The sequence below is a fragment of the bacterium genome (assembly GCA_023228325.1).
Classification (GTDB): domain Bacteria; phylum Auribacterota; class UBA6266; order UBA6266; family UBA6266; genus UBA6266.
This window is the reverse complement of sequence record JALOBK010000001.1, coordinates 1,830,979-1,846,575: the sequence shown is the minus strand read 5'-3', so window position 1 is coordinate 1,846,575 and position 15,597 is coordinate 1,830,979. Positions and strand designations below refer to the sequence as shown.

The window sequence follows — 15,597 nt, the reverse complement described above, 5'->3', positions numbered from 1 at the left end:
AATTCCCCGTCATTCCTTCCGGGAAGTGAGCGCCCACATATTGATGAGTTTCCCGATGTTCTTTTCCCTGTCATAATATTTTTCAGCAATTGACCTTCCGTTCCGTCCCATCCGCTCCATATCCGCCGGATTTTGCAGTAAAAACGCGAGTTTTTCCGCCAGCGCGCCTTTTTCCCCTATAGGGATAACATACCCGTTATACCCGTCCTTGACAACATCTTCGGCCCCGCTTACATCGGTTGTTATTATAGGCAGGGACGATGCCGCGGCCTCTTCCAGGACTCTCGCGGTTCCTTCATATCCGGATGTCAGTAAAAACACATCGGAAGCCCGGTAATACTTGACCGCCGCGTCGTAAGTCACCTCTTCGATAAATTCAAGGCCATGCCCGATGTTAAGCCCGGCGGCATAATCCTTAAGCCCGGCCCGCTCGGGGCCGCTGCCTACAATAAGGAACAGCGCGTCCTCGCGCCGCTTAAGGATAGCATCAGCGGTATCAATAAAGTCGTATAATGATTTCTGTTTCACCAGCCTGCCTATAAATAACACTGTTTTTTTATCCTGCGGGAGGTCAAGCTCCTCTCTTGCGCGATATTTTTCCCCGGCAAAAAATTTATTCACCGGTATCCCGCATCCTGTCGGAATAAAAAATATATCTTTTTTCCTAAAACCGGAAGCGGCAAGTTTATTAAACATCCTCGAACTTACGACCCTTACCGTATCCGCTTTTTTTATAATATATTTCGCGAATATATTTAATAATATGTTTACTTTATTTTCATTCATCCAATAATGGTTGTCCAGGAAATCGGCGTGCAATTGTATATTAAGGGGGATATTAAACTTCCTTGAAATCATATACCCTATCAGCCCTGTCAGGAAAGGATCCTGCGTCGTTACCAGCGAATATCTGTTTTTTCGGGCAAACTCTCTTGCAATCCCATAACCTGTATAAAATCTTTTTAACAGACACTTCTTGCCTGTTCCCTTTACGGTCATGTTGCCCTGTTTTAATGAATCATGCCTGTTTTTTCCAAGCACGACAATATCAGCGCCCTTGATTTTTCCTGAAAAATCCGCATGCCTTTCATAAGCATCGCCTCCCGTTTTGCCGCCGAGAAGCCGTTCGTCCAGACTTATCATTAAAACTTTGATTTCCCCAGCATCCATAACAAACCTGTTTATATATTATTTATCCTGTAGATAAAGTACTCCGGAGAACGGTATCTTCCGGATAATTCAAGGACCTTTTCATAATTCGGCAAGTCGGCGGCTTGCCCGGTAATAAAGTATACATTATCGAATTTTCTGTTTTTATAAAAAGAATACTTCGATTGCCAGATAATTGCCGGCTGACCGTATATTTTATCGGTATGACAGTCTTTTCTGTAACCCAGATAGCCTTTATCATCAAGCATCAGCGCTTTTTCCTTGATATACCAGCAATAGTCTAATACATAAATATTATCATCAACCACCACTAAATCATCATTGCTTATATTCTTCCGCATATATTCCCTGATAATTTTCATGTTGCCCGACTTAACCCATAAAAGCGTCGTATACGAAACGGGGTTACGAAGATTAATGCCGGGCCATTCATCTCCGGTCGCGAAATCAAGCCTGTATACGGGCTTATAACTGATAAATTCCCTGTAATGGGTATTCACTACGATAAAAACAGAGTTTAGCATGATAAAACCGATAAAGAAAAGGTATAGATATTTCAACTGTTTATTTAGTATGTGTTTTATAAGGAATCCGGCCGCCATAATCATGAAAAAAAATACAGGGTATAAGTAATAGGCTCTTACCCCATTCACCGCGAATAATGACATTGAAACGGATATTATCAATAAGAGAAACAGGATATCCCTGTTTTTTTCTTTGAAGCACTTAAGCGCGCTGAAAAAAACCGATATCAATATCAGCAGAAACAGCGCTATCCCCGATTGATCAAGCAATATCGTCAAACAATGTTTGATTCCGTCGAACGGACTGACCAGATGGGCATACATATTATCATGGGTAATCATCGTGCCTTTTGCATCGCCTCCGAACATATTAAACAATTTTCCGAACGGCTGGTCCATATAACCCGTCGTGATATAAGCAGCGGCATTAAAGAGTATCACGGGAAGACAAACCGCAAAAAAGATTAAAATAAAATTGATGAGAGCTTCTTTTTTCCGCAAGTACACATATATGAAAAACGGAACGGCGAAAAAAAGAGCCGTGAACTTTACCAGGAAAGCCGCGCCCAGCGCCAGCGCGCAGAAAAACAGGTATAAATCATTGTCTTTAATCCTGAAAGCCGACAATACACCGAAGGACAGCATAAAAGTCATCAGCCCTTCCCTCAGGAATATCCGTCCCATCCAGACATGATAATTCGAAACTGACAGCAGCAGGGCCGCGGCAAAAGCAGGGAATATCCCGCATTCGCGGTATAATATGAAAAAAAGACAGACGGCCGCCATTACAGAAACCAGCGCGGGCAAAAAGCGGAACATCCAGTCTTCGAGTTCATAAAACCCGAACGGCTGAAGTATCTGCATCGAAATAAAACCGGCTGTGTTTATCAAGGGAGAATGGCTTACCGTCGATAAAAAAAAGGCCTGCCTTCTTGCGACATTCCCGTCTACCAGGTCGTACGACCTCATGCCTATATTGATCTCGTCTCCGCACAGGTCATGCGCGTTAATACCGTAAAATACCATAAAACCGCTTAAAAGCAGGATAATGCCCGTCAAAATAAGGATGAGCTTTGCGCTATCCGGATACTTTTCCAGTCTGATTTTTTTCCTGTATCTGACGTTGATAAAAGTCAATACGCTTATAAGCAGGAGATACAGGCCCGAAATCCTGTGCAGGCGGTACTGGTAATAATGTTTTTGCCCTTCAAGCAGGATATTTGTTATCGCCGCGGGATATGAGAGTAAAAGGCTCAGAAATATACCGGCAATGATTATAAAAAGGGCTTCCGATGATTTCCCGTATTTTTTAAACAATATAACCGATACGAGAAACCCGGCGCTGAAAAAACAGGTTAAAAATCCTGAAATTATTCTAAGCGGATTCAAAGGAGGGAAATTTAAATCTGCCGCGGAACGGGATGACAAAATAAAAAATATTAACGCCGCTGAAAAAATTAACGCATATGTTTTTCTAGAATCCAACATAGAAATAACCTGGACATCCTCTGCAAATATCCGGCATGGAACTGCTTTTCAGCTGTTTCCTGAAAAACCGGTAATCCCGCGAATTCCATATTTCCTCAAATGACTGCCTATAGATATTCCCGAAATTGATTATCTCCGGGTCGCTGCCGTTCATACAGCAGGGGGTGATAAATCCGTCAACAGTGATGTTGCAGGACCTCCACGGCCAATTGCATGTCCTTCTTTTCCTTGATTTGCTCCCGGCGGTAGAGTAATTCAATAAAATGCCCTCTTTTCCGGCCCTCTCCGCTGTCTCAGATAAGAAATCGCCTTTATTTTCATATTCCACCTGATAATCCCCGAGTTCTTTTTTCCAGTAATCTTTTCCCCACGGATGAAGCGACTGGATATTAAGTTTCTTTATTTTCAGGGATTTCAGCAGGGGTATCATCCGCGGCAGTTCCCCGATATTAGATTTTGTTAAAGTCATCCAGACCGCAACATCGATTTTCTCCCCGTTCCGGATATTTTTATCCTGGAACATCCCGGTATTCGATATGACATTTTCAAATACGGCCCCGCGTCTTATGGTTTCATACGTTTCTTTTGTCGCGCCGTCCAGGGATATATTCAGCCAATCGATATCCGACCGGATCAGCCTATCGATTTTATCTTCGGACAATAATGTCGCGTTCGTAAATGTCCCGATAAAAATATGCCTCTCTTTCGCCAGTCTGATAAACTGGAATATATTAGGGTTGAGAAACGGCTCACCCACGCCTGAAAGCGATATTTTGGATAAAAACGGCATTTTTTCCAGTATTTGCAGAAATTCGTGTATTTGCATATCGGTTTTCCTGCGGCTGCTCACAGTATTGTCGCAGAAGCGGCATTTCAGGTTGCATCTGGTGGTTACTTCTATTTTTGCGGACGTTATGCGGGAAGATACGGTTTCCGGTTCGAAAAAAAGGTCAGAAAATACTTTTGCCAGATTAAAAATCCCTTTAAACCCTTTATTCCTGTAACTTAAGGATAATATTTTTAGATAGCCTTTAATCTTCATTTTTAAACAGCCTTATAAGTTCAGCCACATGGGATTCCCATGAATATTCCCTCGATTTTTTAATGCAGTTCATTTTCATCTCATGTTTAAGCGTAGGCATTTTGCATATCTGCGTAATTTTTTCGGCAAAATCGGATGAATCCATATTTTTTATCAGAAAGCCGTTTTTGCCGTCGCTGATGATCTCCCTGTTTCCGCCCACATCCGTGACTACGGAAGGAAGTCCGGCAAATTGCGACTCTATTAAAACATGAGATAACCCTTCATAAGAACTGTATAACAGGAAACAATCCGATTTTAACATCAATTTGAATAAATCATCATTCTGCAGATACCCGAAATGGTTTATTCTGTCCCACAGGTTTAAGGATGAGATTACATTCTGGAGATATTCTTTCAGCGGTCCCTCACCGACTATCGCAAGCCTGTATTCCTCCGGCAGACTGGAAAAACAATTGATTATTTTATCTATGTTTTTCCAAGGGACAAACCTGCCGGCGGTCAGTAATTGTATTGAGCCGGCAACGGAAGGGTTTTTATCCGAATCAACCTTGAATTCAGGGGGAGAATAAGCGTTTCTTATATGGACTATCCTGTTCCTGCTGATTCCCCACTCTTCCACAATATTTTTCAAATAGTCGCTGGGAACTACGACTGAATCCATTTTTTTTGCGGAAAGGAGCTGTATTTTTTTCAAAAAAGACAACAGGCCTGACGTTTTGAGATACTGGAAATCATCAAAATTTGCCTGGATTATAGCGTGCCTCTGAGCGTATTCCCACGCAAAATCCTTGGTAATTTTTGCGATTCGCCTCTTCCTGAACAAAAAGAAAGACGCTATAAAAACAGGCAGTTCCAATCCATTGGCATAAATCACGTCCGACCTTATGCCATGGGAAATTATTTTTATGATACACAGTATCTGCCTGAGCAGCCAGTTTCCGTTGCGGGAAATGGTAATGACATTTTTATCCGCCCTGTTCACGGTATCGCTGAAAGTTATGATTTTGACATCACAACCCAGCTTCCCCAGTTTTTCCCTCAGCATGTAACAATACATGGCCGGGCCGCCTATATCCGGAGGATAAATCCCTGTTACAATCAGTATTTTCATAGATATTCTTCAATATATGTTTTTAAAGCGTCATTCCACGGCCTTATTTCCTTATAGCCCAGGGAAACAAGTTTACTCACGGACAGGACAGAATTTTTAGGCCTCTTCGCCGGCCTCTTCAATTCATCTGATTTTATAGCCTTGATTTTTGCGCTTATCCCCTTAATCCTGATGATGGACCCGGCAAAATCAAACCAGGAGCAGGTTCCGGAATTACAGGCGTGCACGACGCCTGTTATCCTCCGGTCCGTCAGCCATTTGACACAGTCAAGCAGGTCATAGGTGAACGTCGGCCGTCCGATCTGGTCGTTTACAACACTTATTTCGCTTTTATCCTTTGCAATCGATATAATACTGGAAACAAAATTCTTCCCGAAAGGCCCGTATAACCAGGATGTCCTGACAATTAAATTATTTCCGCCTGATGACATTATTCTTTTCTCTCCCTCCAGCTTGCTTTGCCCGTAAACACTCAGGGGATGCGGCTCGTCTTCTTCAGTATATTCGGAGGTTTTTTCGCCGCTGAAAACATAATCCGTGCTGAAATGGATGAGATACACCGAAAACTCCCTGCACACGGAAGCAATCGCGCCGGGGCAATACCGTTCACTTCAAAAGCAAGTTCCCTGTTTTCCTCGCAGCCGTCCACATTGGTGTACGCGGCGCAGTTCAGCGTTAAATATGGCTTTATATCTGAGATATGCCGTCGCAGAGCGTCAGCGTCCCTTATATCGAAATCATTTAAATCAAACGGGAATATATCATAACGCGCGGAGAAATTCCGGCAGGCCGCCTTTCCCAGCATCCCGTTGGCACCAAGTATTATTATCTTTTTTTTGTCAGGCACTTTATTTTATGTGGAGTGAAATGTTATCGGTGTAAATACTGTTTCCTGTAATATTCGAGATATTCACCGGATTTTATCTTTTTCCACCAATCTGTGTTCTCAATATACCATTTAACCGTTAATTCAAGTCCCTTTCCAAATTCAGCGGCAGGTTCCCACCCCAGGTTTTTAATCTTAGAAATATTGAGGGAATACCTTCTGTCATGCCCTTCGCGATCCCTGACTTTTTTAATCAGGGACTCGCTTTTACCCAGTATCTTTAATATGCTTCGTGTAAGCTCTATATTCGTGATTTCATTGCCTCCCGCTATATTGTAAACTTCCCCGTTAACGCCTTTTTTGACAAGAAAAAGAATGGCGGCGCAATGGTCTTCCACATAAAGCCAATCCCTGACATTTAACCCGTCGCCGTAAAGGGGCAGTTCCCTGTTTTCAATGGCATTCGTGACAAAAAGCGGGATTATTTTTTCAGGGTACTGGAAAGGGCCGTAATTATTCGACGCGCGTGAAATCACCACAGGCAGCTTATAGGTAGCCCAGTAAGAAAAAACGAGCCTGTCAGCCCCTGTTTTGCTCGCGGAATACGGGTTGGTGGGTTTTAACGTGGAATCTTCATCAAACGAACCTTTCTCTATACTGCCGTAAACTTCATCGGTGGATATTTGAATAAACTTTTTTATGGAATGTTTTTTCGCATTTTCAAGCAGGACATACGTCCCTACGATATCGGTGGTTATAAAATCGCGCGGGTCCCCTATAGAACGGTCAACATGCGTTTCCGCCGCAAAATTAATAAGAATATCACATCCGCGGATATGCTTATCCACCATCTCAGAATCGGATATATCGCCTTTGACGAATGTATATCTCTTATTACCCTTCAATTCCGAAAGGTTTTCCGGGTTTCCCGCGTAAGTAAGTTTATCGAAATTAATTACCTCCGCGTCCGGTTCTTTGCCGATGAGATACCTTATGAAATTCGAACCTATAAAACCCGCGCCGCCTGTTATAAAATATTTCATTTTATCCTCTAATTGATTTTGTATGATTCAATATCTTTACCTGAACCGTTTTTTTTAAAAAGACCCGAAGGTAAAAGGGAGAACAACAGCTTCATGAGCGGATTATCCTTAACCTTTATTTTCAGGATTTCCCAAAAAACTTCTTTTCTCGACAAAATGTCTCTGCGCGGCAAATCAAACTTATTATAGGACATTATTTCTTCAATTGAATATTTTCTGTCCTGTATCTTATATTCTTTCGACTTGCCGTAACCCAGCTTTATCAAAGCTATAAATTCATAACCGAAAGGCTTTCTTATAATCTTATTGACCGGAATATCCATCCCGTTTATCCAGCAGGCCCCTATCCCCAGATTATGCGCCATCAGCAGCATATTTTGAATGGCGGCGCTCGCGGATTGGACATAATCCGCAAAATGTAAATTTATCGGCTTCCGCCTGATATATTTTCTGTAAAACACAAAGATAAGAACCGGAGTATCTTTTGCTTTGTCAAGCCCTTTAGCCACCATGGAATTTATCTTTTCCTCTTCGTCTAAAACAATAAAATGCCAGGCCTGGGCGTTACAGGCGGAAGGAGCCCAGTTGGCCGCTTCAAGAATTTTGCAAATATCAGACCTGTCGATTTTCCTGTTATCATACTGCCTGATACTTCTTCTTGATTTTATAACTTCAAGAAAACCGCTATCTATCATCCAGAAATATCTCCATGTCAAAATATTGTTTTCTGCTTATAAGATTATCCGATATTAACACTTTTGTAAACAATGATGAAAACTTGCTTTTAATAACATTTGATTTTTCCCCCGTGCCGATATTAACGGAAGAATATACATCATGGGATGAGCTGTCTAAATAATATTTAATTATATCGGACTTGAATTTTCCGATGAAATCATCAGAAACAAGGTGTTCCCCCCCAAAAAGCATGAATTTTTTCAGAAATACGTAAAAATCCGTATTGTTGTCCACAATCGCATCGTCCGAATACCTTCCCGTGTTTATGTTTTTATATGAAGGCAGTATATTTATATCTGATATTATATTCAGCCAGAAAGGCAGTAAAACGCTTATCTTTTCGCGGTAGTATCTGTCCTCCGTATAAATATACGCTTCCAGCAGGGTTTCCAGGAAAGCGAATGCCAATGAAGAGCTTCTTACCCCCTTTTCCATATTATTGTTATAAATAATATCCCCTGAAGTAAATTTATCCAGTAAAATATCAAATAACCGCTTAAGCTGCTTCTCTTTGTTTTTAATCCCGTTGTTTCTGTAAATCCTGAGAAAGGAAAACAATATGTTCGTATGGTCTTTCATTAAATACATTTTTCCGTTAACAAGTAATTTCCACAGGTAGCATCTTCCCAGCGGCCGGCCCGATACGATGATATCCCGAGCCAGGGAATCTATAATGGTCTCCGCAATATCAACCTCCCCGTGTTCATAAAGCATCTCAGGATACATTCCTATATCCAGCGGCCTGAAGACGGGTATCGGAACATAGTTTTTTCTTAAACGGATAAAATTCGTGTAAGATGTCCTTTTTATGATCTTCGCGATTTTTCCGAAAACACCGTCGATATCGCAATGAAATTCCTTATATTCCGGATACCGCCTGGCAAAAAGCAGCCCGTGAAGATAATCGCTGTTAGAATATAGATCTATTATTCCGAATTTGGAAAGGCGGGTGGAACCGAAGCGCTCCACGCGTTCGCGGTAAAAAACATCGTACCTGCTTAAAACACTCCCGAGGCAGTCGCGCACGATGTCCCCAAATCCGAAATAATGTAAAAACGGGATATAATCCCCGAGGTCGTTTGTGTTTATATATCCCCTGTTAAGCGGGTCCGTCCTGTCATAAAAAAAAGAAAACCCCCTGCCTTTCACGTAGCTTTTATCAATAAGATTGGCAAGTATTTTCTTCCCTAAATTCATAATCTATACAATCGGAGTTCTTGTGATATAAATTGTTCTTATATATTTCCTTATTATTTCCCGGCCCTCAATTTTCTTATCAGGGTGTTTGACCTGTAAAGAGACTCGATCGTCCCCGCGTCTGTCCACCAGCCCGGGAGGATTTCATATTCCATAAGGCCCCTTTGTATATAGTGGTTATTGACATCGGTAATCTCCAGTTCATTTCTCCCCGAAACTTTAAGCCCTTTTATAATATCGAAAACGCTGTTATCATACATATATAATCCCACGACGGCATATTTGGATTTCGGTTTTTTCGGTTTCTCCTCGACTTTAATTATTTTACCGCCTTTTATCTCCGGAACACCGAAACGCTGGGGTTCAGCGACTTCCTTCAAAAATATTTTTGCTCCGGAACCGGCTTCGGAAAAACCTGCGACAGCTTTTTTCACCGTTTTCTCGAATATATTATCCCCGAGTATTACCGTTATGCTCCTGCCTTCGGCAAATTCCTCCGCGAGCGATAAGGCCTGGGCGATACCGCCTTCCCCTTCCTGATAAGCGTAATGCAGGCGCTTTAAACCGAATTCCCTGCCGTTGCCGAGCAGCCTGAGAAAATCACCCGCATTATTACCCCCCGTTACTACCATAATATCCCTGATGCCGGCTTTCACCAATGTGGTTATAGGGTAATAAATCATAGGCATGTCATAAACGGGCAATAAATGCTTATTGGTTATTTTCGTAAGAGGATAAAGCCTTGTTCCCAAACCTCCGGCTAAGATTACACCTTTCATTTCAATCTCCTTTTAACGTTATGCTTTCTTTGATTTCCTTCAGGCTTTCGGTAGGCTTGTGATTTATGTACAGAGGCAACCCTATAAGATTGATCACCATCATACTTATCCTGGAAATCAAAGACAAGCCGACGGAATATACACTCGATATCCCCACAAGATTAAAGAGGGTTTTATAGGCGGCTTCTCCCACACCCCATCCCATTATGGATATCGGAATCGCGCATATATACGTAATCGCGGGAATCAGTATGAGAAAATCGGCAAAATCGGCGTTCTTATACCCCATGGCGCGAATAAAAACATATTGGACGTATATCATAATCAGCTGGAGTATAACCGACATAATCACGGACCATATCAACACCCTGGTTTTATCCTTATAAAAATAAAAAGCCTGGTACATTTCAATTAATTTTCCCGATATCCCGCCTTTTTTCAGAAGGGATATTTTCTGCATTAACTTAGGATGAAGCATCAGCCAAAAAACAAAGAGCGCGAAAATGAATATCGCTATCAAAACCGCGGATAGCTCCCTTAATTGTCCGTTAAAAAGAAAAAAAGGCGCCGCAGCGACGGATATCAATAAAAGGGATCCCATGCCTATGATCCTGTCGACCAGAACAGTCGTTACCACAGCGGCGCGCTTGCTGGTGTCTTTTGTCGCATAATAGGCTTTGACTATATCTCCGCCCACTGTACTCGGCATAACGTTGTTGAACAGGACCCCGATGAACCCGAGGCTTATGACCCTTTTGAAGGGGATGTTGATGTCATGCACTCTCAGCAGGAAATACCATCTTATAAAAGAGATCATGTAAGATACCAGTATTAAGGCCAGCCCTATCGTGAAAAGCAGTTTGTCCACGCCGAGGATCTTGTCTTTTAACAGGTCTATGTTATGAAGCAATTTCCCGAGCAAAGACATACCCGTGTAATCCGCATCCGCGCCCATCCGGATTGAAGTAAGGACGTAGAACAGGATACCGGCGCCGATGGCAAGCCTTAAAACCATATAAATTTTATTTTTCATAATTCCCCGGCATGATATAAGGGTTAATATGGAGGACAGGGAGCTTCCTAATCCATTATATACCGGCCCGACTCCTCGTGCCTTATCTCATCAACGGCGTATTTCCTGTTCTTACCGCCGTATAATTTATCCGGCATATTCAATACCAGGCCGTTTGATCTGCCTGTGTTCTTATAACCGTGTATTATACCCGGCGGCACCATTATAACCGTTATTTTTCCTTCAGCCGCTATAATCCTGTCTTCTACGGATTTTCTGCTGTCCCATAACTTTACCAAAAATTCGGAAGTTCCCATAAATATAAAATAGTCGGTCTGTTTCCTGTGTTCGTGAGGCCCTCTGGATTTACCCGGTAAGGTCATCGATATATAGCCCATTTCAGGCTGAAAATCAATCACATCCGATCTCCATACCTCATTAAGCCAACCCCTTTTATCGGAATATTTTTCATATTCAAATATCTTAACTCCCTTTATCATTTCGCCCTCCGTGTTTTTTCTTTATCTCAAGCCACTTTTGCAGCAGGTACGCAGACCCTTTTTTCAACTCGATATCTTCACAGGGTTTATGGACTTCTATCACTTTTATTGTATCACAGGGAATTCCGGAAAGGACCGCATCAAAATCAATATCTCCCAGGCCGGGAGCCATATGATCAGATATACCTTTGGCATCGTGCAGGTGTATTCCGATTATTCTGCCGCTGTACTCCTTAAAATACCTGTCAGAGTCTTCGATCTTCAGCTTTTTTTTGATCTCCGCATGGCCGGTATCATGCCAATACCCGAGAACCGGGTCATTAAAATTTTTCAGTATTTTCCCCATTTCCGCCATATCAGGCACTTCATGCGGATACATCCTGGTCTCTATGCCTACCCGTATATGTTTTTTTTTCGCGTGAGATACGACCTTCTCCAACGCCGACATAGTGTAAGCAAGATATTTATCCGAGATTTTTCTCCGGCGCGCCAGGAAGCATTTTATAAACATGTTATAGATGTTTTCAGGGAGCCTCCGGTACATATTGAAGATGAGCTTGTTTATCTTCTGCATCGGCATATAACCCAGATGCACAACTACGGCGCCCGCTCCCAGCTCCGCGGCGGTGTCAATGGTATTTATGGTATTTGAAACCGCTTTTCCCCTTTCCTCGGCGTCAGGAGAGCTTAAGTTATATATATCCGGGGATATCGGGTATTTATGCGTTACGGGATAAGGACAAAAATTGTGAAGACTTTCCACAGTGATGCCATGGCCTTTGTATATAGAAGAGAAATTTTGTATAAAGGCTCTTGAGTGCATAAAACCCAGTTCCACTTTTCTGAAACCGAGTTCTTTGACCGATCTTATCACCTGTTCGGCTTTTTTGCAGGACAACCCGAATAAAGATGTAGATAAAGCAAAATCATTTATTTTGTAATCTTCGGAATCTTTCATATGTTCACAAATAAAAAAAGGCCCGTTTCCCGGGCCTTTTTTCCATCTTTAAGATCTATCGTCTTTTCTTTTTTTGGGCATCTTTCTGTTTTCTTCTTCTTTTTTGTCCGGGCTTTTCATAATGCCTGTGCTGTTTAACCTGTTTCATGATGCCCTCTTTATCAACTTTCTTTTTAAGGCGTTTCAAAGCCCTGTCAACTGATTCGCCTTTTCTAACTCTAACGGTCGGCAACTTTACTCACCACCCTTCATAAAATACATAAAATATATGTTATATCCAGTATATATACATACAGCTACAGCCAAAGCAAGTGAAGTTTAATTAATAAAAGATACAATGTCAAGAATTTTCAGGTTGAAGAGGCTCTGACTCCCTATGTCAGTTATCGATGTTAAAAAGCGAGTAATCTCCGGGCGGATTTATTCTTCCGACCTTATGTCCGATCTTTAGTCCTGTCGTATCAACACTTTCCGCATAAGGCCGCAGGGATTTAACATGCCCGTCACAAAACAGCACATTGGCGCAGCCGTTATGCCGGAAATGAACAAGCCTTTCGAATAAATAGGGGCTGACATAGTAAAATTCTTCAATCATCGGGTTAGAAGGAGATGCCGGAGCCTGAAAAGTATTGATCTGGGCGCAATCGGCGAATAAAACCGTATTTGTAAGATCTTTAATTCCGGAGAGTCTTTTATTCTGGATACCGTGAATATTATAGCCGTATCCGTAAGTCGCCCCATCGAATTTTGCCTTCCACTGCGCGTCATCATAATCAAATGACGGGCATCTTTCCACTCCCCCGATACTCCTGAGATACGGGTATAAAAAAGCCTGTGTTATATCGATATCTCTTTCGCCTTCGGGAACACCGGAGCCGTAACCCGCTTCAAACCCGAACCACCATAACCTTCCGCCGGGCTCAGTGACATAATAAGGGAAAAATGTATCTCTGTTATCCTGAAGGTAAAAAGACGCCGCAATATACAATTGCCTTAAGTTAGACATGCAAATGCCCCTTTTTGCGGATTCCTTTACCTCCCTTAAGGCAGGCAGCAGAAAAGAACAGAGAATTGAAATGATCGTAATAACTACAAGTAATTCTATAAGGGTGAACCCCGTTAGAGAATTTCGCTTCCTATCGCTCATTGAATCAACGCCTGTTTTATAATCGGGTTTATCTTTGCTTCCGCCGGAAAAACTTCTTTCTGCCTTATAGCAGTTCTCTAATGGGGTGAACCCCCGTTGTATATTTTTTCATATCGTTCAGCGGATATGTTTTTATTTCATAAAAAATATTTGTTTATTTTTCCGTTTTCCCAGAAACAGGACACCCAGCAACCCGCCTATAAATAAAACAAATGAACCCGGCTCAGGCACTACCGCAAAATAGGCGTTATCGAACATCCCGCTTCCGTTTATCGAAGGCGCGGAAGGGTCAAAAGCCAGGTAATCGTAATAACTGAAAAAACCGAAAGAATTTAAAGCAAAAGGGTCTCCCGTGTAAATGAAACTTGCCAGAGCGCTCACGCCGTTGATTACGGCAACGGCGGTTCTGCCGGAATCCGCGTATATTATAAAACTTACCGACCCGTCAGCCGCATTATATGTTATCTCGGGATACAGCCATGTATCCATGGGAAGTTCCCCTCCGTCAAAACCGACTGCGCTGTAGGTAACCTCAGACCCCGAATACACAATTTTAATCTGGTCGCCGGGCTCATCCGGCTCAACATCGATGGAAGGTATAACCGTTCCTCCGAACCATGGCCCCCCGTAACCGTCCTGATACGGATAGTAATTCATTTCGAACGTGTTAATAGTATCGCCGGTATGGTAACCGGAATAAGATCCGGGGTCATCATAATAACCTGTCCTGTTGTCCCCCGTATTGTCTGAATTGAACAGGCCGAACGCTATCTGCATCCCCCATGGATTCTGGATTAAAGAATTAACCTGCATATCGCAGCCGAACTTGAAAGATGAATTTTCGGTGACTTCGGCGCCGAGAGGCCTGTAATATCTCGTTGTAAGCTTGTCGGACTGCCATTTGGCCCCCACCGTCCCCGAAACTCCTTCCCATGAAAACAGAGAGACGCCGGTTTCCCCCGCATAGTTCCAGCCGGGATCGGAGGTAAAATCCTCAACCCAGCAGAACGCATTTGTGGCAACAAATACAATAAGGCAGGCGGAGAGAAACATCGAAATCACTTTCTTCATAAAAACCCCTTTCATAATTTCCCCCCGGTTATGAAGCATAAAAAAACCCGCTTCTCCGTAATCAGAGATCGGGCTGCTTTCCCGGCACCGGAGAATCATTTTTCAGATAAGGCATTCTGGCTTTCGGCGCAAAAACCGATTACAGTTGCGGCCCAGCTTCCGAGTTTAACGGAATTTCCCTTATCCGATAATTAAAAACCAAAGAACTTGTTACAAATTATAAAAAAAACGTCTATAATGTCAATGTATTTCTTTCTTGATATTTTAGAAAATTCATATTTAATAGTATAAAACAAACTGTCAATTTCAGGAAATTTATGGTTTCTCTTTTTAGAAACAGGTTATTACTGCTGTCACTTTTGATTTCCATATCACTGCACTTTATAGTCCTGGGGGCATCTCCCACTATAAGAAGGCTCGCATCCCTGGGAAAAAAGGAAAAATATATCGAAGTCCTTTTCTACCAGCCCCAAATGCCGCTTCCGAATCCGAAGCCTGTTGCCATGCCCGATATATCGCCATCTGTAAATGTCCAGACCGAAAAACCTAAAAGTGAATCTATAAGCCGGACCGTCAAAAAGAAAATAGAACAGCCGAAAACACAAAAAAAAGAGATAGACAGGGAGCAGGACAAGCAAACAATCGAAAAAGCAAAAAAAGAGTTTGCTCCCCAGGCTGCGCTGATAAAAAAATACACTCTTGACCTGGATTCCATCGTAAAAATCTACGTAAGGCTGAAATATCCGGAAATCGCAAAAAAACAGGGCATAGAAGCGAAAGTAGTTGTTGTTTTCTGTTTAAATAATAAAGGCCGGTTAACCTACATCAATATACCGAAAGCCAGTAAGTCGAATTTAGATGAATTTAACAAGGCTGCGCTGGAATCGGTAAAAGAAGCATCCGAACATTTTCCGCCTTTCCCAAAGGGGATAGACCAGACTGAAATAATGTTCAGTCTTGAGGTGGTTTTTGAACTTTATGATTAAAG

15 protein-coding genes, 1 pseudogene and 1 riboswitch are annotated in these 15,597 nt (G+C 42.3%); of the genes and pseudogenes, 1 reads left to right on the top strand and 15 read right to left on the bottom strand.

What is annotated here, in order from left to right; translation table 11 throughout:
* Positions 1-9: 9 nt before the first annotated feature.
* The 15 genes and pseudogenes from M0R36_08845 to M0R36_08775 all read right to left on the bottom strand — a co-directional run bounded on the left by M0R36_08845 (position 10) and on the right by M0R36_08775 (position 14,624).
* A complete protein-coding gene (locus M0R36_08845; protein ID MCK9555902.1) occupies positions 10-1,143 on the bottom strand; it encodes a glycosyltransferase family 4 protein in 1,134 nt (377 codons plus the stop codon).
* A gap of 38 nt (positions 1,144-1,181) precedes the next feature.
* The gene (locus tag M0R36_08840) at positions 1,182-3,083 is read right to left on the bottom strand and encodes a glycosyltransferase family 39 protein (GenBank protein MCK9555901.1); all 1,902 of its coding nucleotides are present in this window, start codon (positions 3,081-3,083) and stop codon (positions 1,182-1,184) included.
* A gap of 85 nt (positions 3,084-3,168) precedes the next feature.
* On the bottom strand, positions 3,169-4,224 hold the full coding sequence (locus tag M0R36_08835; protein ID MCK9555900.1) for a radical SAM protein: 1,056 nt from the start codon (positions 4,222-4,224) through the stop codon (positions 3,169-3,171).
* The gene (locus M0R36_08830; GenBank protein MCK9555899.1) at positions 4,214-5,338 is read right to left on the bottom strand and encodes a glycosyltransferase family 4 protein; all 1,125 of its coding nucleotides are present in this window, start codon (positions 5,336-5,338) and stop codon (positions 4,214-4,216) included. Before M0R36_08830 ends, M0R36_08835 begins: the two co-directional genes overlap by 11 nt.
* Positions 5,335-6,143: pseudogene (gene rfbD, locus M0R36_08825) on the bottom strand (dTDP-4-dehydrorhamnose reductase). The gene M0R36_08830 and the pseudogene rfbD overlap by 4 nt, the downstream one beginning before the upstream one ends.
* Before the next feature lie 65 nt (positions 6,144-6,208).
* On the bottom strand, positions 6,209-7,207 hold the full coding sequence (gene rfbB / locus M0R36_08820; GenBank protein MCK9555898.1) for a dTDP-glucose 4,6-dehydratase: 999 nt from the start codon (positions 7,205-7,207) through the stop codon (positions 6,209-6,211).
* Between the two features lie 8 nt (positions 7,208-7,215).
* Entirely contained in the window at positions 7,216-7,902 is a 687-nt protein-coding gene (locus tag M0R36_08815) for a nitroreductase family protein (protein MCK9555897.1), read from the bottom strand.
* A complete protein-coding gene (locus M0R36_08810; GenBank protein ID MCK9555896.1) occupies positions 7,892-9,142 on the bottom strand; it encodes a hypothetical protein in 1,251 nt (416 codons plus the stop codon). The genes M0R36_08815 and M0R36_08810 overlap by 11 nt, the downstream gene beginning before the upstream one ends.
* Positions 9,143-9,195: 53 nt before the next feature.
* A complete protein-coding gene (locus tag M0R36_08805; GenBank protein ID MCK9555895.1) occupies positions 9,196-9,921 on the bottom strand; it encodes a sugar phosphate nucleotidyltransferase in 726 nt (241 codons plus the stop codon).
* 1 nt (position 9,922) lies between these two features.
* On the bottom strand, positions 9,923-10,954 hold the full coding sequence (locus M0R36_08800) for a flippase-like domain-containing protein (GenBank protein ID MCK9555894.1): 1,032 nt from the start codon (positions 10,952-10,954) through the stop codon (positions 9,923-9,925).
* Between the two features lie 47 nt (positions 10,955-11,001).
* A complete protein-coding gene (locus tag M0R36_08795) occupies positions 11,002-11,433 on the bottom strand; it encodes a WxcM-like domain-containing protein (GenBank protein MCK9555893.1) in 432 nt (143 codons plus the stop codon).
* Positions 11,417-12,391, bottom strand: coding sequence for a sugar phosphate isomerase/epimerase (locus M0R36_08790; protein ID MCK9555892.1), 975 nt, complete (start codon positions 12,389-12,391; stop codon positions 11,417-11,419). Before M0R36_08790 ends, M0R36_08795 begins: the two co-directional genes overlap by 17 nt.
* 55 nt (positions 12,392-12,446) lie before the next feature.
* Positions 12,447-12,623: a 30S ribosomal protein S21 gene (gene rpsU / locus M0R36_08785; protein ID MCK9555891.1), complete on the bottom strand. Its 177-nt coding sequence runs from the start codon at positions 12,621-12,623 to the stop codon at positions 12,447-12,449.
* Between the two features lie 147 nt (positions 12,624-12,770).
* Positions 12,771-13,538, bottom strand: a complete 768-nt coding sequence (locus M0R36_08780) for a prepilin-type N-terminal cleavage/methylation domain-containing protein (protein MCK9555890.1) — start codon at positions 13,536-13,538, stop codon at positions 12,771-12,773.
* 132 nt (positions 13,539-13,670) lie between these two features.
* Positions 13,671-14,624 carry a PEP-CTERM sorting domain-containing protein gene (locus tag M0R36_08775; protein MCK9555889.1) on the bottom strand — a complete coding sequence of 318 codons (954 nt, stop codon included), beginning with the start codon at positions 14,622-14,624 and terminating at the stop codon, positions 13,671-13,673.
* Positions 14,625-14,701: 77 nt separating this feature from the next.
* Positions 14,702-14,827, bottom strand: a riboswitch (cobalamin riboswitch).
* A 99-nt stretch (positions 14,828-14,926) separates the two neighbouring features.
* On the opposite strand from M0R36_08775, the gene M0R36_08770 reads away from it, so the two are divergent.
* A complete protein-coding gene (locus M0R36_08770) occupies positions 14,927-15,595 on the top strand; it encodes a TonB family protein (GenBank protein ID MCK9555888.1) in 669 nt (222 codons plus the stop codon).
* Positions 15,596-15,597: the final 2 nt, after the last annotated feature.

What these genes read in the sequence shown, in the direction of transcription:
- M0R36_08845 (MCK9555902.1), bottom strand. Translation starts at nt 1,143, where the DNA reads ATGATAAGTCTGGACGAACGGCTTCTCGGCGGCAAAACGGGAGGCGAT.
- M0R36_08835 (MCK9555900.1), bottom strand. Translation starts at nt 4,224, where the DNA reads ATGAAGATTAAAGGCTATCTAAAAATATTATCCTTAAGTTACAGGAAT.
- M0R36_08830 (MCK9555899.1), bottom strand. Translation starts at nt 5,338, where the DNA reads ATGAAAATACTGATTGTAACAGGGATTTATCCTCCGGATATAGGCGGC.
- rfbB (MCK9555898.1), bottom strand. Translation starts at nt 7,207, where the DNA reads ATGAAATATTTTATAACAGGCGGCGCGGGTTTTATAGGTTCGAATTTC.
- M0R36_08815 (MCK9555897.1), bottom strand. Translation starts at nt 7,902, where the DNA reads ATGATAGATAGCGGTTTTCTTGAAGTTATAAAATCAAGAAGAAGTATC.
- M0R36_08810 (MCK9555896.1), bottom strand. Translation starts at nt 9,142, where the DNA reads ATGAATTTAGGGAAGAAAATACTTGCCAATCTTATTGATAAAAGCTAC.
- M0R36_08805 (MCK9555895.1), bottom strand. Translation starts at nt 9,921, where the DNA reads ATGAAAGGTGTAATCTTAGCCGGAGGTTTGGGAACAAGGCTTTATCCT.
- M0R36_08800 (MCK9555894.1), bottom strand. Translation starts at nt 10,954, where the DNA reads ATGAAAAATAAAATTTATATGGTTTTAAGGCTTGCCATCGGCGCCGGT.
- M0R36_08795 (MCK9555893.1), bottom strand. Translation starts at nt 11,433, where the DNA reads ATGATAAAGGGAGTTAAGATATTTGAATATGAAAAATATTCCGATAAA.
- M0R36_08790 (MCK9555892.1), bottom strand. Translation starts at nt 12,391, where the DNA reads ATGAAAGATTCCGAAGATTACAAAATAAATGATTTTGCTTTATCTACA.
- M0R36_08780 (MCK9555890.1), bottom strand. Translation starts at nt 13,538, where the DNA reads ATGAGCGATAGGAAGCGAAATTCTCTAACGGGGTTCACCCTTATAGAA.
- M0R36_08775 (MCK9555889.1), bottom strand. Translation starts at nt 14,624, where the DNA reads ATGAAAGGGGTTTTTATGAAGAAAGTGATTTCGATGTTTCTCTCCGCC.
- M0R36_08770 (MCK9555888.1), top strand. Translation starts at nt 14,927, where the DNA reads ATGGTTTCTCTTTTTAGAAACAGGTTATTACTGCTGTCACTTTTGATT.